Below are 22,505 nucleotides of genomic sequence, written 5' to 3'. Positions count from 1 at the left end.
CGTGGGGAGGCCGGGGGTCAGGTGAAGGCGGTGAGGAGGCCGATCGTCAGGGCCGTACGTTCGGGGATGTGGTCGATCAGGACGTGCTCGTGCCGCGCATGCGCCCCATCCCCCACCGCCCCCATCCCGTCCAGCACCGCCCGTCCCAGCGCCGAGACGAAGTTCCCGTCGCTGGCCCCGCCGACGGCCGCCTCGTCCAGCAGCCACCCGAACCCGGCCGCCACCTCCTGAGCCTCCTTGAACAGCCGCTGCGACGCGGGGTTCGGCGACATGGGAGGCCGGTTCCACTCGCCGGTCGCGGAGATCGAGACGCGCGGATCCGAGGCCCGCAGTTCGGCGAAGACGTCGTCGATGCGTCCCATCTCCGCCGGATCCGTCACCCGCACGTCGATCCCGCACGTGGCGTGCCCGGCCGCCACGTTCCGCCCGGTGCCGCCGCTGATCAGGCCGACGTTCACGGTGGTGCCGCGCTCGCGTGAGCCGGACCGCGCCAGGGTCGTGACGATCTCGGCCAGGGCGTGGATCGCGCTCGCCCCCGCGTACGGATCCAGCCCCGCGTGCGCCTCGATCCCCGTCACGCTCACGTTGAACAGCCCCACGCCCTTGCGCGCCGTCTTGAGCGCCCCGTCCAGCGACGCCTCGAACACGAGGGTCGCGAGCGCGTCCGAGCAGGCCGCCTCGATGTGCTCGCGCGAGGCCGGGCTGCCGATCTCCTCGTCCCCGTTGAACAGGAACCGCACACTCGGGTGCGGCAGCCCCAGCTCGCGCAGGCCGCGCAGCGCCCAGATCGACTGGACGAGCCCCGTCTTCATGTCGAACACGCCCGGCCCCGTGGCCTTGCCCTCCACCACCGCGAACGGCCACCCGGCCAGCGTCCCCGTCGGCCAGACCGTGTCGTAGTGGCTGAGCATGAGCACGGTCCCGGGGGCGGTGCCCTGATAGGTCAGCTCCAGGATGTCGCCGTGCCGCCCGCCTTCGTGCAGGACCTCGTCGTCCGGCGTGCCGAGCAGCGCCACGGCCCGGGCGCGGATCTCGCGCAGCCCCTTGACCAGCATGGCCTTGTCGTAGCTGTGGGTCTCCAGCTCCACCACGGCCTTGAGGTCGGCGAGCATGGCCGGGAGGGCCAGCCGGGTCCAGTCGATGATCAAGACGAGGGTCCTTTCTACGGAACGGGCGCTCCGGGGCCGAGCGGGATGCCGAGCCACCAGAACACGAAGAACAGCAGTGTCCAGACGACGAGCAGGGTGAACGCGAGCGGGATCGTCATCGAGGCCAGCGTCCCGATCCCGGCCGAGCGCCGGTAACGCTGGAGGAAGCCGAGCGCCATCACGAAGTACGGGCTCATCGGCGTGATCGCGTTGGTGCAGGAGTCGGCGATGCGGTAGAGCGCCTGGGTGTACTCGGGCGGGATGTCCAGCAGCATCAGCATCGGCACGAACACCGGCCCGACCAGCGCCCACTGTGCCGACCCGCTGGTGACCATCAGGTTGATGACGGTGACCACGACCAGGATGCCCAGGAACACCACGGGCCCGCTCACCCCGGCCGTCTTCAGCAGGCCGGCCCCGTCGATGGCGATGATCTCGCCGATGCCGGTCCACTTGAAGTAGGCCAGGAACTGCGAGATCGCGAAGAACAGCACGAGGATCGGCGCCATCTCGCGGATCCCGTGCACCATGAACGCGGGGATGTCCGCGCTGCTCGTGACCGTGCCGGCGGCCTTGCCGTACGCCCAGCCGACGGCCAGGAAGGCGAGCCCGAGGAAGACCGCGATCGAGGTGAGCAGCGGCGACTGCACGATGCTGCCGCCCTCGCCGCGCAGCGGGGAGCCCGCCGGCAGCACGGCGGCCACCATGGCGGCCAGGAACACCACGAGGGTGATCAGGGCGGCCCGCAGGCCGCGGCGCTCCTCGGGGGTGAGCGTGAGCGAGCCGAGGTCGTCCTCGTCGGCGTCGGGGTCGACGGGGATCGACTCGACCCGGCGCGCCAGCAGTCGCTCGGTGACCACGGTGATCGCGCCGGCCAGCACCAGGGACGAGGCCAGCGAGAAGTAGTAGTTGGCCAGCGGCGTGACGACGTAGGAGGGGTCGATCGTGTGCGCGGCGGCCGTGGTCATGCCGGACAGGATGGCGTCGACCGGGGTGACGAGGGGGCTGGCGTCGTATCCGGCGGAGATCGACACGAACGCCACCACGATGCCGAGGATCGGGCTGCGGCCCACCGCGCGGAAGGCCAGCGCGCCGAGCGGGATGAGCACCACGTACGCCGCGTCGGAGGCCACGTGCGCGACCATCCCGGTGAACGCCAGCGCGAACGTCACCCACTTCGGCGACACCCTCGACACCCCGGCGCGCAGCACCGCGGCCAGCAGCCCCGAGCGCTCGGCCACCGCGACGCCGAGCATGACGACGAGGATCGTGCCGAGCGGCGGGAACGAGGCGTAGTTCTTGATCGCGTCGCCGACCATCATCCGCACGCCGTCGGCGGACAGCAGGTTCTGGGCCGTGACGGTCTTGCCCGTCGCGGGGTTCACCGCCGACACCCCGGCCGCCGCCAGCCCCCAGCTCGCCAGCGCCAGCAGCGCGCTCAGGATGACGAACAGCCAGAACGGGTGCGGCAGCCGGTTGCCCAGCCGTTCGATGCCGCCGAGCACTCGGAGCAGCGCGCTGAGCGCACGCGAACCCGTCACGGACGTGGACGTGCTCACCGGCCTGCCTCCTTTACCGCAATTTCGGTCACCCATTACATGCGGTCAGGAAGCGATCTGACAAGTCAGGCGGGCTCGCGCAGCGGCAGGCGTACCTCGAACCAGGTCTCACCCGGCACCGAGCGCACCTTGATCTCCCCGCCGTGCCGTCCGGCCACGATCCGGTAGGAGATGTCGAGCCCGAGCCCGGTGCCCTGACCCACGCTCTTCGTGGTGAAGAACGGCTCGAAGATGCGGTCCTTGATCGCGTCGGGCACGCCGGGGCCGGTGTCGCCGATCTCGACGATGGCCTCGTCCTCGTCGTGCGCGGTGCGGATCGTCAGCGTGCCCTCCTCGCCCATCGCGTCGAGCGCGTTGTGGATCAGGTTCGTCCACACCTGGTTGAGCTCGCCCGCGTAGCAGGGGATGAGCGGCAGCGTGCGGTCGTAGTCGGTGACCACGCTGATGCCCGGCGGGATCTTCCCGCGGAAGATCGCGACCGTGCTGTCCAGCAGGTCGTGCACGTCCACCTGCTGGAACGGCGCCCGGTCCATCTGGGAGTACTGCTTGGCCGAGCGGATCAGCGTGGTGATGCGCTCGGTCGCCTCGGTGACCTCATTGAGCATCTGCGAGATCTCGATGGCCTCGGCCAGCCAGTGCAGCGCGGCCGGGGTGTGCTCCTCGCCGACCTTGCTGCGGATCTTCTGCAGGTATTCGTTGTTGAACCCGGCGTTGACGAGCGCGGGGGCCAGCTCCCACGCGTCGTGCACGCCCAGCTCTTCCAGCGCCTCGCCGAGCTCGTCCTCGGCGTCGGAGATCTCCAGCGGCGAGCGCTGCGGCTGGGTGCCCAGGTTGTTCGTGCACGCCTCCTGCGCCTCGATCAGCGTGCGCAGCTTCTCCGGCGGGATGCCGTCCTCGGCGAGCTGCGCGAGCTGGATGCGGGAGGTCTTGATCAGCGAACGCAGCTCGCTCACCGCCCGCACGGCAGCCGCGGCCGGGTTGTTCAGCTCGTGCGTGAGCCCGGCCGTGATCGTGCCGAGCGCGGTCAGCCGCTGCCGCCGGTCGATGATCTCCCGCTGCATGCGCCCGCCGGACAACAGCCCGTCGAGCAGGTGCATCGCCATCGGGAACCACTCGGCCACGATGTAGGCGAACTTCTTGGCCGGCAGCATGAAGATGCGCGACGGCGCGGTGGCCCGCAGCGTGTGCTGGTAGGTCGACGGCGCCCGCTCGCCCAGGTAGGCGCTGGTGGCGCCGCCGTAGACGCCGGGCTGCGAGGTGCGGGGCATCGCGACGGTCCCGGCGCTGACCGTCTCGCTGATCATCTGCATCTCGCCCTCGATCAGCACCGCGAAGCACTCGGCCGGCTCGCCCTGCCGCAGGACGTCCTCGTCCTGGGCGTAGGTCTGCACCCGGCCGCTGTTGGCCAGCTTGGTGAGCTGCTCGTCGGTCAGCCGCTCGAAGAGGAAGAGCTTGCGCAGTTGGTCGATGTCGATGCTCATGGTGTCGGTCATTGCTTCTCCAAGTAGCGGTGCACGAGCGCGACGGCCATCGCGCCCTCGCCGACGGCGGAGGCCACCCTCTTGATCGATTCGGCGCGTACGTCGCCCGCGGCCAGCACCCCGGGCACGTTGGTCTCCAGGTAGTACGGCTCGCGCCGCAGCGGCCAGTTACGCGGCCGCCGCCCGCCCTGCACCAGGTCGGGCCCGGTGAGCACGAAACCCCGTGAGTCCCGCTCGACCGTCTCGCCCAGCCAGGAGGTGTACGGCTCGGCCCCGATGAACACGAACAACCACTGCGCGTCGACCGTGCGCTCCTCGCCCTTGGTCGACAGCGTCAGCCGCTCCAGGTGCCCGTCGCCGTCGCCCCCGGCGACCCGGGTCGCCAGGTGCACCTCGATGTTGGGGATCGCGGCGATCTGCTCGATGAGGTAGTGAGACATGGACTTCTCCAAACCATCACTCCTCACCAACAAATGGACCTTGCTCGCGAATCCCGACAGGTAGACGGCGGCCTGGCCCGCGGAGTTGGCCGCGCCCACGATGTACACCTCGGTGTCGCGGCAGGCGGGCGCCTCGGTGAGCGCGGCGCCGTAGAAGACGCCCCGGCCGACGAACTCGTCCAGCCCCGGCGCGTCCAGCCGGCGGTAGGTGACGCCGGTCGCCAGGATCACCGCGTGCGCCGCGATCTCCCCGCCGTCCGCGAACCCGACCACGCGCGCCTGCCCGCGCGGCTCCAGCGCGGTCACCACGCGCGCGGACAGCAGCTCGGCCCCGAACTTCAGCGCCTGCCGCCGCGCGCGGTCGGCGAGTTGCTGGCCGGAGACGCCGTCGGGGAAGCCCAGGTAGTTCTCGATCCGGGAGCTCTGGCCCGCCTGCCCGCCCGAGGAGTATTTCTCGACCAGCACGGTGTTGAGCCCCTCGGACGCGCCGTAGACGGCCGCGCCGAGCCCGGCGGGACCGCCGCCCACCACGATGAGGTCGTAGAAGTCGGTGGCCGGGGTCGTGGACAGGCCGACCACCGTGGCCAGCGCCGCCTGGTCGGGCGACTCCAGCGTGGTGCCGTCGGCGGTCACCACCAGCGGCAGATGGCATCCCTCACCGGCCGCCTTGACGAGCTGCGCGCCGTCGGGATCCTCCGCCAGCATCCACTGGTACGGCACGTGGTTACGCGCCAGGAAGTCCCGCACCCGGTACGACTGCGCCGACCACCGGTCGCCCACCACCCGCAGCTCGGACCGCTCGATCCGGTCGGTCCGCAACCAGGCGTCGAGCTGCCCGTCGATCACCGGGTAGAACTTCTCCTCCGGCGGATCCCACGGCTTGAGCAGATAGTGGTCGAGATCCACCACGTTGATGGCCTGGATCGCCGCGTCGGTGTCGGCGTAGGCGGTCAGCAGCACCCGGCGGGCGTACGGATACATGTCCATGGCGGCCTCGAGGAACTGCACCCCGTTCATCTGCGGCATCCGGTAGTCGGCCAGGATCGCCGCCACCTCGTCACCCCGCAGCCGCATCTCCTTGACCGCCTCGATGCCGTCGGCGGCGGCCTCCGCACGGACGATCCGATATTCCTGGCCATAGCGGCGCCTGAGGTCACGGGCGACCGCCCGCGACACGCCCGGATCGTCGTCCACCGTCACGATGACCGGCTTATCCATCCCTACGCCCTTTCAATGGTCCCTAAGGGAAGCATGTCATGTGCTGAATTCCTGGCGGGAACACCCTCATATCATGGGCGGATGAGCACCCGTGATCGCATCATCGACGCCGCCGAGCAGGCGATTCACGAGTTCGGCATCGCGGGCGCCACCACCAAGCGGATCGCCGGGCGGGCCGGTTGCTCGGAGGCGCTGCTCTACAAGCACTTCGCCGGCAAAGAGGCGCTCCTGCTCGCGGTCCTGCTCGAGCGGCTGCCCGCGCTCGGCCCCGCGCTGACCCGCCTGCGGCAGGGCGTCGGGCAGGGCGACGTGGCCGCCGGGCTGACCGAGTTCGCGCTGGCGGCCCTGAGCTTCTACACCCGGGGCGCGGCCATCGCCGGCGGCCTGCTGGGCGACCCGCCGCTCCTGGCCGGGTTCAGGGACATGCTGGCCAAAGACCACACCGGCCCGCACGTGCCGATCCGGATGCTGGCCGAGATCCTGCGGGCCGAGCAGCAGGGCGGCCGGCTCGACCCCGCGATCGACGCCGACGCCGCCGCCACCCTGCTCATGGGCGCCTGCTTCCAGCGGGCGCACCTGTCGTGCTTCGTCGACCTGCCCGACGCCGACGAGAGCTGGGCGGCCGCGGCCGTGAGCACGCTGATCAGGAAATGACGCGGCTCTCCCCGCCGTCGACCAGCATCGAGATCCCGTTCACGAACGAGGCCCGCTCACTGGCCAGGAACGCCACCACGTCCCCCACCTCCTCGGGCCGCCCGATGCGGCCCACCGGCACCTGCTCGCCGCGCAGGCTCAGCGCCTCGTCGCCGCCCGACAGCTCGCGCAGCCGGTCGGTCTCGATCGGGCCCGGCATCACGTTGTTGATCCGCACGCCGTCGGCGCCGACCTCGCGGGCCAGCGTGCGCACGACGCCGGCCACGGCCGGGCGGGTGGCGTTCGACAGTGCCAGGCCGTCGAGGGCCTCCCTGGCCGACCTGCTGGTGACGGTGACGATCCGGCCCCAGCCGCGCGAGCGCATCTCGGGCAGCACGGCGTGGATCAGCCGTACGGTGCCCAGCAGGTTGCGCTGGATGGCGATCTCCCACTCGGCCAGCCCGACCTCGTCGAACCGGCCGGCCGGCGGCCCGCCCGAGTTGGCCACCAGGATGTCGATCGGGCCCAGCACGTCGCGCGTCTCCTCGACCATCCGGCGGGCGGCGGCCTGGTCCTCCACGTCGGCCAGCACGGCGTGCACCACCTTGCCGAACTCCTGCAGCTCCACCACCGCGTCCGCGAGTTTCTCCGGGTCGCGGGCGACGACGCAGACGTCGCAGCCCTCCCGCGCGAGGCTCTTGGCCGCGGCGAGGCCGATGCCCGCGCTGCCTCCGGTGACGAGGGCGACCTTGCCCGAGATGCCGAGATCCATAGGGGCGACTATAGATTGTTCGCCGCGGCGAACTCAGGCCGGACGCACGCGTGCGAGCTTGTCGGGATTGATCACGGTGTAGATCTCCTTGATGCGGCCGTCCTGGACGTCGATCATGACGAGCTGGAGATGCCCGGCGACCCGCGTCTTGATCGCCGGCAGGCCGTTGACGTCGATGAGCCCGGAGTCGCTGAAGTCGTAGCGGCTCAGCAGGCCGTTGATGAACGACACCACCTTGCGCTGCCCGAAGATGGGCCGCAGCGCCGACCGTACCTTGCCGCCACCGTCGTTGTACGACACGACGTCCTCGTGGAAGAGCTCGGTGAGCGCGGCCAGGTCGCCGCCCGCCGCCGCGTCGATGAACTTTGTCAGCAGCTTGGCGTGCTCCTCCGACGAGGGCTGGAACCGGTCGCGTCCCGCGGCCAGCCGTGTGGAGGCCCGGTGGTGCATCTGCCGGGCGTTGGCCACGGAGGAGCCGACGATCGCCGCGATCTCGTCGTACGGCAACTCGAACGCCTCACGCAGCACGAACACCGCCCGCTCCGGCGGCGAGAGCCGCTCCATCAGGTGCAGGGTCGCGTAGGCGACCGTGTCCCGCAACTCGGCCGTGTCGAGCGGCCCCGCCTCCGAGGTCAGCACCGGCTCCGGCAGCCACGGCCCCGTGTACGCCTCCCGCTTGACCCGCGCGGAGCGCAACTGGTCGAGCGCCAGCCGCGAGACCACGGTGACCAGGAACGCCCGCGGCTCCCTGATCTCGCTCCGGTCGATGCCCTCCCAGCGCAGCCAGGCCTCCTGTACGACGTCTTCCGCGTCCCACATGCTGCCGAGCAGGCGGTAGGCCAGCCCCAGCAGCATCGGACGGTGCTCCTCGAACTCCACGGTCGGCATCATGCCCGGCCGCCGAAGAAGGAGCCGTACCGGGGCCGCCACTCGCCGAGCCTGATCGGCGCGTCGTGCGAGTCGGTGAACGACATCACCGAGCCCCCGTCGCCCACCACCGTACTGCGGGTGCGTCTCCTGCCACGGTGGCGCCTCCTCGCCGGCGAGGCCGGGCGCGTAGGCGTAGGCCAGGCCCTGGGCGATGAACCGGGCGCCGGGGGCCGCCTCGACGAGGTTCCGGGTGGCCTCGGTCCGCAGGACGGGACAGCCGGGCCGGATGTGACGGCCCACGGGTGGAAATGCCGCGATAACCGTGATGAGCTTGGCAAGTGGCGAGAAATTTGATCCTGTCAGGAGGCCTGTTCCACGACTTCGCCGCCACGTCGGCCGCACTCGCGGAAGTGCTGGCCGAAGTGGGCGTCGAGTCGGAGATCACCGAGGACATCGCGGGCGCGCTGAGCGAGCCGTCGGAGGTCCAGCTCATCACCGTCAACGCACTGCGCTGGCAGATGGGCCAGGATCGCTTCGCCGACCTGCGTGACGAGTGGCGCTTCGGCTTACCCGCGCAGGCCCGCACGACCATCCTCGACCACCTCGACCGGGGCGGCGGGCTGCTGTGCATGCACTCGGCCTCGATCTGCTTCGACGACTGGCAGGGCTGGCCGCGCGTCCTGGGCGGCTGCTGGACCTGGCCCAACTCCCACCATCCGCCGCTGGGCTGGACGGGCGTGCGGGTGCACGGGACACATCCGGTGGTGGAGGGCCTGCGCGACTTCGACGTGGTCGACGAGGTCTACAGCGACCTCGACGTGCTGCCCGACGTCGAGCCGCTGGCGTCGTCGAACGGCCAGCCGCTCATCTGGGCGCGGCCGGTGCGGCGGGGCCGGGTGTTCTACGACGCGCTGGGGCACGACACGAGGTCGTACGACAACGAGATCCACCGGACGCTGCTGCGGCGGGCCGCGCTGTGGCTGCTGAAGCGGCCGGTCACGATCAGGGAGTAGAGCCGGTCAGGGAGTGGCCGACCACTCCGACCACCTGTCCACCTCGACGACGATCACGGGTCCGGCGGGGCGGCGCTCCCGGTACTGCGGATATTTGGCCGCCAGCGCGTCGAGCGCCGCCTCGCGGTCCGGCCCGTCCTCCATGACCGACGCCTGCCCGTCGGCACGGATCCACCACAGCCGCGTCCAGTCGTCCTCGTAGTGGTCGGCCAGCAGGCTGACCGCCGGGTGGTGCCGGATGTCGCGCAGCCGTCCGAGGTCGGTGGTCGTCTTGGGCTTGTGGTCGACGGCCGTCACCACGCGTTCGCCGAGCACGGCGAACGTGACGGGCACCAGGCGCGGCGTCCCGTCGGCCCGCACCGTGGCCAGCCGGGCGACCCGCCGCTCGCCGAACCTGGTCCTGATCATCGGTGATCTCCTCCAGGTAAGGGACCGTGTCCGGAACCTACAAGACCGGACGGCGGTGGTCTGGGCACGATGACGTACATGAACGTGAATCTTTCCGTGATCCCCGGTTTCCTGGCCGGGCATGCGCGCGTCCTGGACCGCCGTCGTCACGACCTGCTGATGGGAGAGGGTGACGCGGCCGGCGTGCTGGCGGCCCTGGACGCCTATCGCAACGCCGACGGCGGCTACGGCTGGGGCCTGGAGGCCGACCTGCGCTCGCCGGAGAGCCAGCCCGGCGCGGCGCTGCACGCGTTCGAGGTGTTCGAGGAGGTCGCCCCCGTCACCGCGCCGCAGGCCGCGGCGCTGTGCGACTGGCTGGACTCGGTCACCCTGCCCGACGGCGGGCTGCCGTTCTCGCTGCCCCTCACCGTCTCCGAGGCCACCGCGCCCTGGTGGTCGGGGGGCGACGCGACCTCATCGTCCCTGCAGATCACCGCCATCTCGGCGGCCGTCGCCCACCGCGTGGCCGTCCACGACCCGGCGGTGGCCGCGCACCCGTGGCTGGCCAAGGCCACACGCTACTGCCTCGACACGATCGCGGGGCTGGAGGAGGCGCCGCACGCGTACGTGCTGCTGTTCGCGGTGCGTTTCCTCGACTCCGTCTACGACACCCAGCCCCGCGCGGCCGACCTGCTCAAGCGGCTCGGCGGCCACATCCCCGCGGACGGGCGGGTGCGCGTCGAGGGCGGCACCGAGAACGAGGCGCTGCGGCCCCTGGACTTCGCGCCAGACCCCGGCCGGCCGGTCCGCGACCTGTTCGAGCCCGACGTGATCGCCGCCGACCTGGTACGGCTGGCGGGCGAGCAGCGGGACGACGGCGGCTGGACCGTGGACTACGCGCGGATCTCCCCGGCCGGGGCGCTCGAATGGCGCGGGGCCATCACCGTCGCGAGCCTCAGGATCCTGCGGGCCAACGGCGTGATCTAGGGGGTCAGGCGGTGGGCCGACTCCGACTCCTGGGCCATGCGGCGCAGGGTGTCGAGCGCCCTGCCGTACAGGACCGTGCCGAGCACCAGCGCCTCCACGGCGGCGTCACGCGGGCCCTGGAACGGGATGGTGTCCATCTCCACCTCCGCCACCAGTTTCCGCGCCGCCTCCGCGTACGGCGCCAGGTCGATCGGCAGGCCGAGCTGGTGCATCCTGACGAGGGTCTGGGTCAGCTCGTCCCGAGTGGGGGCGTCCGGTTGGACGTCCCAGCCCAGGCCGGCGACGAGGTCGTCCACCTGGGCGCGGGCGCGTCGCCACTCCTCGCCGGGCTCGGGCTCGACGGCCGGGCTCAGGGCGTAGTGGGCGATGCCGAGCATCTGGTGCGTGGGCAGCGACTCGTCCTCGACGGCGGCGATGACCTTCTTGATCGAGGCGACCGAGAGCCGGCCCACCTCGAGCAGGGCCCGGACCAGGCGGAGCCGGCGCAGGTGGGACTCGTCGTACTCGGCCCTGGTCGCGGCCGTCTGCTCACCCGAGTGGAGCAGGCCCTCACGCAGGTAGTACTTGATCGTCGGGAGGGCGACGCCGGACTTGGCGCTGAGTTCCGAAATGCGCATCGTTGGATAATAGCGCTATCCAGACCGTGCCAGATGGCGGGCCGCGCTCACGAGTTCCTGCACGTCAGCCTGGCGATTCCAGAGGAAGACCACCTCCAGCGGGGGCACTTCCTCCTTTATGGGGATGAAGCATAGAGCGTCCGGAACGGTCGTGCCCTCGTGCACGCACAGGGTGTAGCCGGCGCCCTCCTCGACCAGGTTGATGGCCAGGTCGTGGGTGGTCGCTGCCGGGCCGAGCCGGGGGTGGAGGCGGTGGCGGACGAAGCCCTCGAGGAAACGCCGGGCCCCGGCCACCGCGTCGGACTCCGGCATCACCAGCGGCTCGCTCGCCAGGTCCGACAGCGACAGCGCCTCGGACGAGGCCAGGTGGTGCTCGCGGTGCAGCAGGGCGCGGACCGGGAAGCGGTGGATGAGCATGCGGGCCACGCCCCTGGGCAGGGAGCCGGGCGCGTAGCCGAGCCCGGCCTGCAATGTGCCGTCCGCGATGGAGACGATCTGCTCCGCCGTGCCCATCGGGGCCACCCGCAGGCGGGCGGTCTGGAGCTGGGCGAGCAGGCGGGCGGCCACGTCGGCCAGCCCGTCGGCCACGCCCACGCGCGCGGTCTGTCCCGTGCTCCTGGCGGCCACCACGGCGCGCTCGAAGGCGTCGACCGCGACCGTGGCCTGGGCCAGGAACGCCTCGCCCGCCTCGGTGAGCTGCACGCCGCTCGACGATCGGCTGAACAGTTCGACCCCGATCTCCTTCTCCAGGGCCCGAAGCTGCTCCGACAGCGTGGGCTGTGCGATGTGCAGTGCGGTGGCGGCCCTGCGGAGGCTGCCGGCGCGTGCGATCGCCATGGCGTACCGGACGTAGCGTAAATCCATCGCTCACCTCGGCGTGATGATGATGGGCTATCGGTTGATCGCACCTCCGTATTACAAGAGCGGACAGCTTTCGTGAAGAGGTCCAGTCACCAGCAAGAAGTGACATATCTGTTCAAACCGCCAAAAATAGCTGGTCGGGTGGGGTGGCCGGCGGGTTCGGCGGCGGTGTCGTGACGGTCTGGGGACGGAAAACAGGGTGATTGCGGGCGTCCGGAATCCCTGGATCTTCCCGAGCAAGCGCTTGCCTGAAATCATGGGGCGAGGCGAGCGGGAGGAGGGCGAGGCATGCAGCCGTTCGCGGGGCGGGCGGCCGTGGCCGGGATCGGGATGACGGCGCTGAGCAGGATGTCCGGTCGTACCGAGCTGGAGCTGGCGGTCGAGGCGTGCCGGGCGGCGTGCGCGGACGCGGGGATCGTCCCGCGCGACGTGGACGCGGTGCTCAGCTACCACCTGAACGACTCGGCGCCCGTCGTGCGGGTCGCCCGCGCGCTGGGGATCGAGCGGCTCGGGTGGCACAACGACATCGCGGGCGGGGGGACGCAGGCGGCGTCGATCCTGGGGGACGCGGCCATGCTCGTCCATGCCGGCCTGGCGCGGAACATCCTGATATTCCGGGCGCTGAACGGGCGGTCCGGGAAGCGCATGAACACCGTCTCCACCGGGCCGCAGGAGCGGTTCACGTACGGGATGGCGGGGCCGATCCCGATGTTCGCCCTGGCCGCCACCCGCTATCTGCACGACACCGGGCTCACCGCCGAGCACCTGCACGCCGTCGTCGCCCAGTCCAGGGAGAACGCCAAGGCCAACCCCCGGGCGCAGCGCCGCGAGCCGCTCGGGCTCGACGACTACCTGTCCAGGCCCTACGTCTGCACCCCGCTGCGCACCGTGGACTGCTGCCAGGAGACCGACGGAGCCTGCGCCCTGCTGGTCAGCGGCGTGCTCGACGGGCCGCGCGTGCGGGCGGTGGTGCGCGGGGGAGGGCCGGGCTGCTCGTCGATGGACCGCGCGCCGGACGTCACGGCGATCTTCTCGGCGTACGTGGCGCCCATGCTGTGGGAGGCGGGCGGCATGCGGCCGTCGGATGTGGACGTGGCGCTGCCGTACGACGCGTACTCGTGGCTCGTGCCCCGGCAACTGGAGGACTTCGGGCTGGCCGAGCGGGGGGAGATGGGGGCGTACCTGCTGGAGCGCCGCCACGCCTGGGTCAACCCGCACGGCGGCCTGCTCTCGGAGGGCTACGTGCACGGGCTGAACAACGTGGCCCAGGCCGTACGGGAGTTGCGGGCGGGGCGTGAGGTGGCGCTGGTGACGGGGTTCGGCGGGAGTTACGGGAGCGCGGCTCTGCTCACGTCGTGAAAAATCAGGTGAAATGCTGACGGCGGCCTCGACATGTACGGGGTGTTCCGACCCCGAGACCTGAGGAGGCCGACCATGGGGATCACCTGTGGATGACGACCGGAAGAACCGGTTCGAGGCCGTTTACCGGCAGACGTACGAGCAGATCCTCGGCTACGCGACCCGCCGCTGCGACTCGCCGCACGACGCGGCCGACGTGGTGGCCGAGACGTACGCCATCGCCTGGCGCCGCTTCGACGCCCTGCCGGACGGCGGCGAGGCCAGGCTCTGGCTGTACGGCGTGGCCAGGAACGTGCTGGCCAACCACCGGCGCGGGGTGGCCAGGCACCGCCACAGGAGCGTGGAGCTCGACACCGACCTGGCCGACCTGTACACCTCCTCGCCGGAGAGCGGCGTCCTGCTGGGCGAGATCGGGCGCGCGTTCCGGCGGTTGCCCGACGACGACCGGGAGCTGATCTCCCTGGTCGCCTGGGAGGGGCTGGACAACGGGGAGATCGCCAAGGTCCTGGGCTGCTCCCGCAACGCCGTACGCATCCGGCTCCACCGCGCGCGCAAGCGCATGTCCAAAGCGCTGGCCGGGGCCGGCATCTCCGCCAACCACCTCGTCATGGAGTCCGCATGAACCGGTTGAAGCACCTGGCAAGGGTGAGCGACGAGGACCTGGCCGGGCGGGCGTCCGGCGCGGGGGCGCGGGCGCTGCTCTCCTCGATCACCGCCGAGGAGCCCGGCCCGGCGGACGCGCCCAAGCGCCCGGCCTGGAGCCGTCCGCGCCGTGTGCTGGTGAGCGCGGTCGCCGTGGCCGGGCTCGCGGCGGCGGCTGTGATCGGCCCCGCCGTCCTGGGCGAGCGCGGCCCCGCCACCTCCTACGCCAGCTCCGCCATCGACATCCGGCTGCGCGGCGACGTCTACGTGGCCGTCATCAAGGACCCGCTGGCCGAGTACGCCGAGTACACGAAGGGCTTCCAGGCCGTGGGCCTGGACGTGCGGCTGGAACCGGTGCCCGCCTCGCCGACCCAGGTGGGCGAGATCACCGGCATGAGCGGCTCCTTCGGGTCCGCCGCCAAGCCCGGGACCGAGGGCCGCACGATCGGCAGCGGCACCGAGCCGGCGGGTTGCGAGCTCGGTCAGGAGGGTTGCGCGATGACGATCACCGTGGAGCACGACTACGACGCGCACGCCGTGATCCGCGTGGGGCGCGCGGCCCAGCCGGGGGAGAAGTACCAGAACGCGCGTTCGGCCATGACGAAGGGAGAGATGCTCGAAGGCTTCCGCGCCGACGAGAAGACGGTGGGAGAGGTGCTCGCGGAGGCGCGTAGGCGCGGGCTGAAGGCGGTCTTCGAGGTCATCACCCCGGCGCCGGGTTACGACGGGTACGGCGTGGAGCGGGACAAGCAGTCGGCCGACGTCGGGGACGACTGGATCGTCTGGGAGGTGCAGTCGGAGCAGGCCGGCGTCCTGCGGCTGATGGTGACCAAGGAACGCCTGCCGAAGAACCCCGTTTACGGCGGGGACAGGCCGGCCGACCTCTCTTCGTGAGCGGGCCGGACGAAGCGGGCGTGGCGGGTCTCTGACCCGCTCGCGCCCAGGAGCGGGCGCGCGGCCAGCCAGGCCGCCGCGCCCGCCGCGTCACCCGCCACCGACGCACCCTCGACCAGGCCCTGTACGGCGTCACGTACGGGGCCTTCCGCCGTGAGCACGCTGCCGGCCAGCACGGTCGGCAGGCCGGGTTCGTGCACCGCGCGGGCGGTGCGCGCGAGCCGCTCGGCGGCCTGCGCGACGATCGCCCTGGCCACCGGATCGCCGTCGCGCGCCGCCCGGCTCACCAGCGGAGCCAGCTCGGCCAGCGCCAGCGGCGGCCGGGCCTGCACCGCCGCCGCCAGCCGCGCGACCGGATCGTCACCCGCCCCCTCGGGCAGCAACCGCCGGACCACCAGCCCCGCGAGCGCGCCGTCGGTCTTCGCGTCGAGCGCGCGGATGGTGGCGCGGGCGGCGGCGCGGCCGAGCCAGAAGGCCGAGCCCTCGTCGCCGAGCTGCCAGCCGTACCCGTCGGCGGTGGCCGTCGGCTCGTGGCCGGTAATTTTTGCCGCGATGGCGCCCGTCCCCGAGATGAGCACCGTTCCGGACGGGGACGCCGTGCCCGCCGCGAACGCGGTCACGACGTCGCCCACCGTCCGGACGGGCCGAGCCCCGAAGACGCGCCCGGCCAGCTCCGCGCACAGCTCGGGGCTGCCCGCCAGCCCCACCACGATCGCTCTGACCTGCGGCAGGGCGACTTCCGCGAGCGCGGCGCCGACGGCGGTGGCCAGGTGGGCGGCGGCCCGTTCCAGGCCCAGCGCGCCAGGGTTGGCGCCGCCCGCGTGGCCGCGCCGCACCAGGTCGCCCTCCAGGGTGAAGAGCGCGGCGCGTGACGACGTGCCGCCCGCGTCGACGCCCAGAACCAGCTCCATGTCAAAAATTATTGCCCAGAGAGCTTGACGGCACCAGATGCTGAGCATAATTATCACCGCGTGGAACTACTCAGCCGCATCAGAGCCGAGCGGCACGACATGCCCGACGCCCTGCGCAAGGTGGCCGACGCCATCCTCGGCAGCCCGGCCGAGGCCGCCAGGCTGACGATCGTGGATCTGGCCGAGCGGAGCGGCACGTCCACGGCCACCATCACCCGCTTCTGCCGCGCGCTCGGCTTCGCCGGCTACGCCGAACTGCGCGTCGCCATCGCGACCGAGGGCGGCCGGGTGGCGCAGCAGACCTGGGAGACCGACATCGGGCAGGAGATCCTGCCCGACGACAGCCTCGAACGCGTGCTGGGCGTCGTGTCCGGCAACGACATCCGCCTGATCCAGGAGACCCGCGACCAGCTCGACCTGGCCGTGGTCGAGAAGGTCGCGCAGGCCGTGGCCAGGGCGGGGCGGGTGCTGCTGTTCGGGGTGTCGAGCAGCGCGGCGGTGGCCAGCGAGATGGAATATCGGCTGCAGCGCATGAGGGTGCCGACCTGGAGCAGGTCCGACGCCCACAGCGCGCTGACGGACGCCGCTCTGCTCGGCCAGGGCGACGTGGCGATCGGTATCTCGCACAGCGGCAGGACGCGCGAGGTGATCGAGGTGCTCGCGGAGGCGGGCAGCCATGGCGCGATCACCGTGGCCGTCACCTCGCAGCCGCGCTCGCCGCTGGCCGAGGTGGCCGAGCTGGTGCTGACCACGGCCAGCCGGGCGACGAGTTTCAGGTCCGAGGGGTTCGCCGCGATCCACTCCCAACTGCTGGTGCTCGACGTCGTCTACGTGTCCGTCGCCCAGCGCACCTACGAGCGCACGAAGCAGGCGTTCGACGTCACCGTCCACGCCGTCGCCGGACACCGCCTGCCGGAAGAAGGAGATCTATGACCATAAGCCGGGAACGATTCGCCGAACAGATCGCGCATCTCGTCCAGACGATCCCGGGCGACCCGGAGATCCCCCGGGCCGCCGACCTCTTCACCAAGGCGCTGACCGCGGGCGGTGTCATCCAGGCGTTCGGCTCGGGCCATTCCGAGGCCGTCGCCATGGAGATCGCCGGCCGCGCCGGCGGCCTCGTCCCCACCAACCGCCTCGCCCTGCGGGACATCGTCCGCTACGGCGACGCCCCCGCCTCCGAGCTCGACCGCTACGACCTCGAACGCGACCCCGCCATCGCCCGGACCATCCTCGACCTCGCCCCCGTCCAGCCGCACGACCTGTTCGTCATCATCTCCAACTCGGGCGTGAACGGCGTGGTCGTCGAGCTCGCCGCCCTCGTCAAGGAGCGCGGTCACGACCTGATCGCGATCACCTCGCGCGCCCACGGTGAAGCCGTCGCGTCCCGTCATCCCTCGGGCCGCAAGCTCACCGACCTGGCCGACGTCGTCCTCGACAACAACGCGCCGTACGGCGACGCCGTCCTGCCCCTGCCCGATGGAGGCGCGGTGGGGGCCGTCTCCACCATCACCTCCGCGCTGCTGGCCCAGCTCGTCGTGACCCAGACCGTCCGCAACCTGCTCGAAGCCGGCGAAGTGCCGCCGGTCTACCTGTCGGCCAACGTCCCCGAGGGCGACGCGCACAACCTCCGCCTGGAGGCCCTGTACGCGGGCCGCATCCGCCGCGGCGCCTGACCTCTCCGCGCCAGGACCTCTCTTCGGCATGCACGCGATCTCTGGCGTGCCCGAAACCTTGGCATGCACGACATTCGGGGGCCGCACAACAGCAAGGAGAACCTCGCCCATGTCACGAAATTTCAGAAAAGTCCTTCTCTCCTTAGCCATCACCGCCGCGCTGACCGTCGTCGCTCTCGTCGTTCCGGCCAACGCCGCCCAGGCCGTCCGCCTCCAGTACCGGACCAGCGCCCCCGGCGCGACCACCGCCCAGGCCGAGCCCTGGCTCCGCCTGTTCAACGACGGCACCACCACGATCCCGCTCAACCAGGTCAAGATCCGCTATTACCTGACGGGCACCGAGACCTATCGCTTCGCCTGCTCCTGGGCGGTGGTGGGCTGCTCGACGGTCACCGGGCAGTTCGTCCGTCAGGAGGGCAGCGGCCAGTACCTGGAGGTGGGCTTCACCTCGGGCAGCCTGGCCCCCGGCCAGAACACCAGCGACCTGCAGCTCCGCTTCTACCGGGCCGACTGGCAGAACTTCACCCAGAGCGACGACTACTCCTACGGCTCCCAGACCGCCTACGCCAACTGGGACAAGATCACCGTCTACGTCAACGGCGCCCTCGCATGGGGTAAGCCGACGGGCAGCGAGCCCGAGCCGACACCGACCGTCACCCCGACCGTCCCGCCGGGCACGGCGGTGCTGTTCGACGACTTCACCTACTCGGGATCGGGTGACCCGCTCCTCGCCCAGCGCGGCTGGACCGTCCGCTCCAGCTCGGGAGGCCCCGGCGTGCCCGGCGCCACCTGGTCGCCCTCGGGCGTGTCGTTCCCCGGCGGCCTGCTGACGCTCGACTCCTCCACCAACGGCACCGCCGCCGGCACCGTGCAGACCGAGCTGTCCACCGCGAGCCGCAAGTTCCACGAGGGCACGTACGCCGCCCGCGTCCGCTTCACCGACGCCCCCACCAGCGGCCCCGACGGCGAGCACGTGGTGCAGACGTTCTTCACCATCACCCCGCTGCGCTACAACCTCGACCCCGACTACGGCGAACTGGACTTCGAGTACCTGCCGAACGGCGGCTGGGGCGAGCCCGCCAACATCCTGTACGCCACGAGCTGGGAGACCTACCAGGCCGAGCCCTGGCAGGCGGTCAACACCCACAGCGAGGAGCGCACCAGCTTCGCCGGCTGGCACGACCTCGTCATCCAGGTCACGGGTGGCCGGATGAAGTACTACGTGGACGGCCGCCTGTTCGCCGACCACGGCGACATCTACTACCCCGAGACCCCGATGTGGATCATGTTCAACCAGTGGTTCATCGATCTTCAGGGGGCGACCGGGACGCGGACGTACCGGCAGCAGGTCGACTACGTCTACTACAGCAAGGGCGAGGCCGTCCCGCCCGCCGACGTGCTGAGCCGCGTCGCCTCCCTGCGCGCCGCCGGCACCGCCTTCAAGGACACCGTCCCCACCCCGTGATCGCACCAATCAGCGAGTAGACCCCGCGCCCGCCGTCCCGGCGGGCGTGGGCACCCCCCATTCAGAAGGATCGCCATGAAGGACCGCATCCTTGCCCTGGCGGCCGTGTTCGCGCTCGGCGCGTGCGGCACGACCGCCCAGGAGACCCCCCAGGCCGCAGCGCCGGCGAAGCTCACCGTCTGGATCATGGACGGCAGCGTCACCCAGGACCTGCTCAAGAAGTTCGAGACCGGCTACGAGGCCGCCCACCAAGGCATCGACCTCGACATCCAGATCCAGGCGTGGGACGGCATCGGCGAACGCGTCACCGCCGCCCTGGCCAGCACCGACGCCCCCGACGTGATCGAGGTGGGCAACACCCAGGTCGCCCAGTACTCGGCCAGCGGCGGCGTCACCGACCTGACCGCCAAGATCGCCGACCTCAAGGGCGAGGACTGGCTGCCCGGCCTGGCCCAGCCCGGCAACATCGACGGCAAGCAGTACGGCATCCCCTGGTACGCCGCCAACCGCGTGGTCGTCTACAACAAGGACCTGTTCGCGGCGGCCGGCGTCAAGGAAGCGCCGAAGACCCGCGACGAGTGGCTGGACCTGACGGCCAAGCTCAACAAGAACGGCAACCAGGGCATCTACCTCACCGGCCAGACCTGGTACGCCCTGGCCGGCTTCGTCTGGGACGAGGGCGGCGACCTGGCCGTCCAGGAGGCCGGCAAGTGGAAGGGCGCCCTCGACACACCCCAGGCGCTGGCCGGCATGGACTACTACAAGCGCCTGCAGGCCCTCGGCAAGGGCCCCAAGGACGCCGACGAGGCCAACCCGCCCCAGCACGAGGTGTTCGCTCAGGGCAAGGTCGCCCAGATCATCGCCGTGCCCGGCATCGCCGCCCGCGTCCTGGAGGTGGACGCCGGGCTGAAGGACAAGCTGGGCTTCTTCCCCATCCCGGGCAAGACGGCCGACAAGCCGGGCGCCGTCTTCACCGGCGGCTCCGACCTCATCATCCCGGCCGCCTCACAGCGGCAGGGGGAGGCGTACGAGCTGGTCAAGGCGTTGGCGGGCGAGCAGTTCCAGACCGAGCTGGCCAAGGCCATGAGCTTCGTGCCGAACCGTACGTCGCTGGCCGGCGTCCTGTCCGGCGACGAGGGCACCGCCGCCATGGCGAAGGGGGCCGCCAACGGCCGGGCCACCCCCAACACCCCGAACTGGGCCGCTGTGGAGGCCACCTCGGTGGTCAAGCAGTACATGACCGCCGTCCTCACCGGCGCCGACCCGGCGGCGGAGGCGAAGAAGGTCTCCGAGACGATCACCACGACCCTGAACAGCGGCTCCTGAATGCGGACCAGGACCCGCTCGCCCTGGCCCTACCTGCTCATCGCGCCCACGGTGGCGGGCGGGGCCTTCCTCCTGCTCTATCCGCTGCTCAAGGCGGCGGTGATCTCGTTCCAGCACTTCCGCATGGGCGAGCTGATCAGGGGCGGCGCGGCGTTCGCCGGCCTGGAGAACTACGCGGAGCTCCTGACCGGCGCCGAGTTCTGGCAGGTGCTGCTGCGCACGCTCGTGTGGACCGCGACCAACGTCGTGCTCATCGTGGTCCTGTCCACCGGCGTGGCCCTCATGCTCCCGCGCCTGCGCCGCGGCCTGCGCCTGGCCCTGATGAGCGCCCTGGCCCTGGCCTGGGCCACGCCGATCATCGCGGCCACCACGATCTTCCAGTGGCTGTTCCAGTCGGAGCTGGGCGTGGTCAACTGGCTGCTGGTCACGCTCGGCCTCGACTCCTTCCAGGGCTACACCTGGTTCGCGAACGGCACGGCCACGTTCGCCGTCCTCGTGGTCCTGGTCGTGTGGCAGTCGGTCCCGTTCGCCGCGCTCACCCTCTACGCCGGGCTGACCACGATCCCGGCGGAGCTGTACGAGTCGGCCAGGATCGACGGCGGCACCGGCCGGCAGGTGTTCTGGAAGATCACCTTCCCCATGCTCAGGCACCTGTTCGCGCTGGTGACCTCGCTCGAGGTGATCTGGGTCGCCAAGTGCTTTCCGCAGATCTGGGTGCTCAGCCAGGGCGGCCCCGACGGCGCCACCACCACCCTGCCCGTGTACGCGTTCAAGATCGCCCGAGTGCTGCACCGCTACGACCTGGGCTCGGCGGTGGCCATGCTCACGGTCGTGCTCCTCGCCGTCGCCCTGGTCAGCAACCTGCGTCGAATGGTGCGCTCATGAAGCGGTTCGTGCTCAACGCGGCGGCGGTCGCCGTACTCGTCGTGATGATCTTCCCGGTGTACTGGATGTTCCTGACCGCCTTCAAGCCCACCAGGGACATCCAGGCGGCCACCCCGACGTTCTGGCCCGCCCACCCCACCCTCGACCACTTCGCCACCGCCATCGCCGCGCCGGGCTTTTGGACCTACTGGCGCAACAGCCTGCTGGTGACGGTGGCGGCGGTGCTGATCGCGCTGGTGGTGGCGCTGCTGGCGGCGTTCGCGGTGGCCAGGATGCGCTGGCGGGGCCGGGGGCCGTTCGTGGTGGCGGTGTTCGCGGCCCAGATGGCGCCGTGGGAGGCGCTGCTGGTGCCGGTGTTCATCATCGCCCGCGACACGGACCTGCTGGACTCGCTGGCCATGCTGACCGGCGTCTACTTCATGATCACGCTGCCGTTCACGATCGTGACGCTGCGTGGCTTCCTCGCCGCCATCCCCCTGGAGTTGGAGGAGGCGGCGCAGGTGGACGGCTGCAGCCGGATGGTGGCCTTCCGGCGGGTGGTCTTCCCTCTGCTCGCTCCCGGGCTCATGGCCACCTCGCTGTTCGGCTTCATCACGGCCTGGAACGAGTTCGCGTTCGTGAACGTGCTGATCATCAAGGACCAGGACAAGCGCACGCTGCCGGTCTGGCTGTCGTCGTTCAGAGACGTCTTCGGCACGGACTGGGGCGCCACGATGGCCGCCGCCAGCCTGTTCGCGCTGCCGCCGCTGCTGCTGTTCCTGTTCCTGCAGCGCCGCGTCGGCACGGGGATGACGGCGGGCGCGGTGAAGGGATAACCGCCCCCACTCAGCCGGGCCGCTCGGGCGGCCACTCCGCCGGGTCGGCGATGCAGGTGCCGCGGTGCGGCACCGTGACCACCCACCCGTGCTCCCGCAGCCGCGAGACGGCCTGCCGCGCCGTGACCTTGGCGACGCCGTAGTGCCGCATCAACGTCTGCTCGCTCGGCATCGCCCGGTTCGGGCGGAGTTCGCCCCGCCTGACCCGGGCGACGATGTCCTCGGCGATCAGCACGTAGAGCGCCCGCGTCGGCTTCAGCCGCGGCACCCCGAGCGGCCCGACGAACGTCCCCTCACCCTGCACGGTGTGGACGAGCCGACGCCGGCGCAACTCCCTGGCCACGTTGCGCGCCGTGCTCCGCGCGATGCCGAACTCCGCCTCCAGGGCCGCCTCACTCGGCACGGGCTCCCCGGTGCGCAACCTCCCACCGGCGATCCGCCCCTCGATCACCTCGGCGACCTGGACGTAGAGCGGCACGGGCCCATCACGGTCGAGCATGCTCATACCTTAGACGTCTGGATACGAGTGGCTAGATGATTGATGGT

General features: G+C 71.1%; 23 protein-coding genes. 12 read left to right on the top strand and 11 right to left on the bottom strand.

Annotated features, from left to right (window positions below):
• Positions 1-17: 17 nt before the first annotated feature.
• From AB0I15_RS29730 to AB0I15_RS29715, 4 genes are all read right to left on the bottom strand, one after another.
• Entirely contained in the window at positions 18-1,148 is a 1,131-nt protein-coding gene (locus tag AB0I15_RS29730; RefSeq protein ID WP_358102297.1) for a M20 family metallopeptidase, read from the bottom strand.
• 14 nt (positions 1,149-1,162) lie between these two features.
• A complete protein-coding gene (locus AB0I15_RS29725) occupies positions 1,163-2,707 on the bottom strand; it encodes an AbgT family transporter (RefSeq protein WP_358102296.1) in 1,545 nt (514 codons plus the stop codon).
• Between the two features lie 65 nt (positions 2,708-2,772).
• Positions 2,773-4,200, bottom strand: coding sequence for an ATP-binding protein (locus AB0I15_RS29720; protein ID WP_358102294.1), 1,428 nt, complete (start codon positions 4,198-4,200; stop codon positions 2,773-2,775).
• Positions 4,197-5,846 (bottom strand): FAD-dependent oxidoreductase, encoded by a 1,650-nt coding sequence (locus AB0I15_RS29715; protein ID WP_358102292.1) that lies wholly within the window; start codon positions 5,844-5,846, stop codon positions 4,197-4,199. The genes AB0I15_RS29720 and AB0I15_RS29715 overlap by 4 nt, the downstream gene beginning before the upstream one ends.
• 81 nt (positions 5,847-5,927) lie before the next feature.
• Between AB0I15_RS29715 and AB0I15_RS29710 the strand changes: the two genes are divergently transcribed.
• Positions 5,928-6,500: a helix-turn-helix domain-containing protein gene (locus AB0I15_RS29710; protein ID WP_358102290.1), complete on the top strand. Its 573-nt coding sequence runs from the start codon at positions 5,928-5,930 to the stop codon at positions 6,498-6,500.
• On the opposite strand, the gene AB0I15_RS29705 is transcribed toward AB0I15_RS29710, so the two are convergent.
• Complete coding sequence (locus AB0I15_RS29705) at positions 6,490-7,251, bottom strand: SDR family oxidoreductase (protein ID WP_358102288.1); 762 nt, start codon at positions 7,249-7,251, stop codon at positions 6,490-6,492. The two genes, AB0I15_RS29710 and AB0I15_RS29705, sit on opposite strands and share 11 nt — an antisense overlap.
• 33 nt (positions 7,252-7,284) lie before the next feature.
• A complete protein-coding gene (locus tag AB0I15_RS29700; protein ID WP_358102286.1) occupies positions 7,285-8,421 on the bottom strand; it encodes an RNA polymerase sigma-70 factor in 1,137 nt (378 codons plus the stop codon).
• 38 nt (positions 8,422-8,459) lie between these two features.
• Here AB0I15_RS29700 and AB0I15_RS29695 point away from each other — a divergent pair, with 38 nt between their 5' ends.
• Positions 8,460-9,134 (top strand): ThuA domain-containing protein, encoded by a 675-nt coding sequence (locus AB0I15_RS29695; RefSeq protein ID WP_358102284.1) that lies wholly within the window; start codon positions 8,460-8,462, stop codon positions 9,132-9,134.
• 6 nt (positions 9,135-9,140) lie between these two features.
• On the opposite strand, the gene AB0I15_RS29690 is transcribed toward AB0I15_RS29695, so the two are convergent.
• A complete protein-coding gene (locus AB0I15_RS29690; RefSeq protein WP_358102282.1) occupies positions 9,141-9,542 on the bottom strand; it encodes a TIGR03668 family PPOX class F420-dependent oxidoreductase in 402 nt (133 codons plus the stop codon).
• A gap of 78 nt (positions 9,543-9,620) precedes the next feature.
• Between AB0I15_RS29690 and AB0I15_RS29685 the strand changes: the two genes are divergently transcribed.
• Complete coding sequence (locus AB0I15_RS29685) at positions 9,621-10,508, top strand: hypothetical protein (protein ID WP_358102280.1); 888 nt, start codon at positions 9,621-9,623, stop codon at positions 10,506-10,508.
• On the opposite strand, the gene AB0I15_RS29680 is transcribed toward AB0I15_RS29685, so the two are convergent.
• Together AB0I15_RS29680 and AB0I15_RS29675 are read right to left on the bottom strand one after the other, a co-directional pair.
• On the bottom strand, positions 10,505-11,125 hold the full coding sequence (locus tag AB0I15_RS29680) for a MerR family transcriptional regulator (RefSeq protein ID WP_358102278.1): 621 nt from the start codon (positions 11,123-11,125) through the stop codon (positions 10,505-10,507). The genes AB0I15_RS29685 and AB0I15_RS29680 overlap by 4 nt on opposite strands.
• Before the next feature lie 15 nt (positions 11,126-11,140).
• On the bottom strand, positions 11,141-11,989 hold the full coding sequence (locus AB0I15_RS29675; protein WP_358102276.1) for a LysR family transcriptional regulator: 849 nt from the start codon (positions 11,987-11,989) through the stop codon (positions 11,141-11,143).
• A gap of 285 nt (positions 11,990-12,274) precedes the next feature.
• Between AB0I15_RS29675 and AB0I15_RS29670 the strand changes: the two genes are divergently transcribed.
• From AB0I15_RS29670 to AB0I15_RS29660, 3 genes are all read left to right on the top strand, one after another.
• Complete coding sequence (locus AB0I15_RS29670) at positions 12,275-13,345, top strand: acetyl-CoA acetyltransferase (RefSeq protein ID WP_358102274.1); 1,071 nt, start codon at positions 12,275-12,277, stop codon at positions 13,343-13,345.
• An 88-nt stretch (positions 13,346-13,433) separates the two neighbouring features.
• Positions 13,434-13,967: an RNA polymerase sigma factor gene (locus AB0I15_RS29665; RefSeq protein WP_358102272.1), complete on the top strand. Its 534-nt coding sequence runs from the start codon at positions 13,434-13,436 to the stop codon at positions 13,965-13,967.
• Entirely contained in the window at positions 13,964-14,881 is a 918-nt protein-coding gene (locus AB0I15_RS29660) for a hypothetical protein (protein ID WP_358102270.1), read from the top strand. The genes AB0I15_RS29665 and AB0I15_RS29660 overlap by 4 nt, the downstream gene beginning before the upstream one ends.
• On the opposite strand, the gene AB0I15_RS29655 is transcribed toward AB0I15_RS29660, so the two are convergent.
• Positions 14,845-15,792, bottom strand: coding sequence for a BadF/BadG/BcrA/BcrD ATPase family protein (locus tag AB0I15_RS29655; RefSeq protein WP_358102268.1), 948 nt, complete (start codon positions 15,790-15,792; stop codon positions 14,845-14,847). The genes AB0I15_RS29660 and AB0I15_RS29655 overlap by 37 nt on opposite strands.
• A 60-nt stretch (positions 15,793-15,852) precedes the next feature.
• Between AB0I15_RS29655 and AB0I15_RS29650 the strand changes: the two genes are divergently transcribed.
• The 6 genes from AB0I15_RS29650 (at position 15,853) to AB0I15_RS29625 (ending at position 21,959) form a co-directional block, all read left to right on the top strand.
• On the top strand, positions 15,853-16,725 hold the full coding sequence (locus AB0I15_RS29650; RefSeq protein WP_358102266.1) for a MurR/RpiR family transcriptional regulator: 873 nt from the start codon (positions 15,853-15,855) through the stop codon (positions 16,723-16,725).
• The gene (locus AB0I15_RS29645; RefSeq protein ID WP_358102264.1) at positions 16,722-17,468 is read left to right on the top strand and encodes an SIS domain-containing protein; all 747 of its coding nucleotides are present in this window, start codon (positions 16,722-16,724) and stop codon (positions 17,466-17,468) included. The genes AB0I15_RS29650 and AB0I15_RS29645 overlap by 4 nt, the downstream gene beginning before the upstream one ends.
• A gap of 109 nt (positions 17,469-17,577) precedes the next feature.
• Positions 17,578-18,933 (top strand): cellulose binding domain-containing protein, encoded by a 1,356-nt coding sequence (locus AB0I15_RS29640; RefSeq protein ID WP_358102262.1) that lies wholly within the window; start codon positions 17,578-17,580, stop codon positions 18,931-18,933.
• 75 nt (positions 18,934-19,008) lie between these two features.
• Positions 19,009-20,259, top strand: coding sequence for an extracellular solute-binding protein (locus AB0I15_RS29635; protein WP_358102260.1), 1,251 nt, complete (start codon positions 19,009-19,011; stop codon positions 20,257-20,259).
• Complete coding sequence (locus AB0I15_RS29630) at positions 20,260-21,144, top strand: sugar ABC transporter permease (protein ID WP_358102258.1); 885 nt, start codon at positions 20,260-20,262, stop codon at positions 21,142-21,144.
• Positions 21,141-21,959 (top strand): carbohydrate ABC transporter permease, encoded by an 819-nt coding sequence (locus tag AB0I15_RS29625; RefSeq protein ID WP_358102256.1) that lies wholly within the window; start codon positions 21,141-21,143, stop codon positions 21,957-21,959. Before AB0I15_RS29630 ends, AB0I15_RS29625 begins: the two co-directional genes overlap by 4 nt.
• A 10-nt stretch (positions 21,960-21,969) precedes the next feature.
• Here AB0I15_RS29625 and AB0I15_RS29620 read toward each other — a convergent pair whose 3' ends face one another.
• The gene (locus AB0I15_RS29620; protein WP_358102254.1) at positions 21,970-22,458 is read right to left on the bottom strand and encodes a GntR family transcriptional regulator; all 489 of its coding nucleotides are present in this window, start codon (positions 22,456-22,458) and stop codon (positions 21,970-21,972) included.
• Between the last annotated feature and the right edge of the window lie 47 nt (positions 22,459-22,505).

It is taken from the genome of Nonomuraea sp. NPDC050643, from assembly GCF_040654715.1.
Taxonomy (GTDB): Bacteria; Actinomycetota; Actinomycetes; order Streptosporangiales; family Streptosporangiaceae; genus Nonomuraea.
Note: the sequence above shows the minus strand (reverse complement) of the source record. Positions and strands in the feature narration are given on the sequence as shown.

What these genes read in the sequence shown, in the direction of transcription:
- AB0I15_RS29720 (WP_358102294.1), bottom strand. Translation starts at nt 4,200, where the DNA reads ATGACCGACACCATGAGCATCGACATCGACCAACTGCGCAAGCTCTTC.
- AB0I15_RS29715 (WP_358102292.1), bottom strand. Translation starts at nt 5,846, where the DNA reads ATGGATAAGCCGGTCATCGTGACGGTGGACGACGATCCGGGCGTGTCG.
- AB0I15_RS29710 (WP_358102290.1), top strand. Translation starts at nt 5,928, where the DNA reads ATGAGCACCCGTGATCGCATCATCGACGCCGCCGAGCAGGCGATTCAC.
- AB0I15_RS29705 (WP_358102288.1), bottom strand. Translation starts at nt 7,251, where the DNA reads ATGGATCTCGGCATCTCGGGCAAGGTCGCCCTCGTCACCGGAGGCAGC.
- AB0I15_RS29690 (WP_358102282.1), bottom strand. Translation starts at nt 9,542, where the DNA reads ATGATCAGGACCAGGTTCGGCGAGCGGCGGGTCGCCCGGCTGGCCACG.
- AB0I15_RS29685 (WP_358102280.1), top strand. Translation starts at nt 9,621, where the DNA reads ATGAACGTGAATCTTTCCGTGATCCCCGGTTTCCTGGCCGGGCATGCG.
- AB0I15_RS29680 (WP_358102278.1), bottom strand. Translation starts at nt 11,125, where the DNA reads ATGCGCATTTCGGAACTCAGCGCCAAGTCCGGCGTCGCCCTCCCGACG.
- AB0I15_RS29675 (WP_358102276.1), bottom strand. Translation starts at nt 11,989, where the DNA reads ATGGATTTACGCTACGTCCGGTACGCCATGGCGATCGCACGCGCCGGC.
- AB0I15_RS29670 (WP_358102274.1), top strand. Translation starts at nt 12,275, where the DNA reads ATGCAGCCGTTCGCGGGGCGGGCGGCCGTGGCCGGGATCGGGATGACG.
- AB0I15_RS29660 (WP_358102270.1), top strand. Translation starts at nt 13,964, where the DNA reads ATGAACCGGTTGAAGCACCTGGCAAGGGTGAGCGACGAGGACCTGGCC.
- AB0I15_RS29655 (WP_358102268.1), bottom strand. Translation starts at nt 15,792, where the DNA reads ATGGAGCTGGTTCTGGGCGTCGACGCGGGCGGCACGTCGTCACGCGCC.
- AB0I15_RS29645 (WP_358102264.1), top strand. Translation starts at nt 16,722, where the DNA reads ATGACCATAAGCCGGGAACGATTCGCCGAACAGATCGCGCATCTCGTC.
- AB0I15_RS29640 (WP_358102262.1), top strand. Translation starts at nt 17,578, where the DNA reads ATGTCACGAAATTTCAGAAAAGTCCTTCTCTCCTTAGCCATCACCGCC.
- AB0I15_RS29635 (WP_358102260.1), top strand. Translation starts at nt 19,009, where the DNA reads ATGAAGGACCGCATCCTTGCCCTGGCGGCCGTGTTCGCGCTCGGCGCG.
- AB0I15_RS29630 (WP_358102258.1), top strand. Translation starts at nt 20,260, where the DNA reads ATGCGGACCAGGACCCGCTCGCCCTGGCCCTACCTGCTCATCGCGCCC.
- AB0I15_RS29625 (WP_358102256.1), top strand. Translation starts at nt 21,141, where the DNA reads ATGAAGCGGTTCGTGCTCAACGCGGCGGCGGTCGCCGTACTCGTCGTG.
- AB0I15_RS29620 (WP_358102254.1), bottom strand. Translation starts at nt 22,458, where the DNA reads ATGCTCGACCGTGATGGGCCCGTGCCGCTCTACGTCCAGGTCGCCGAG.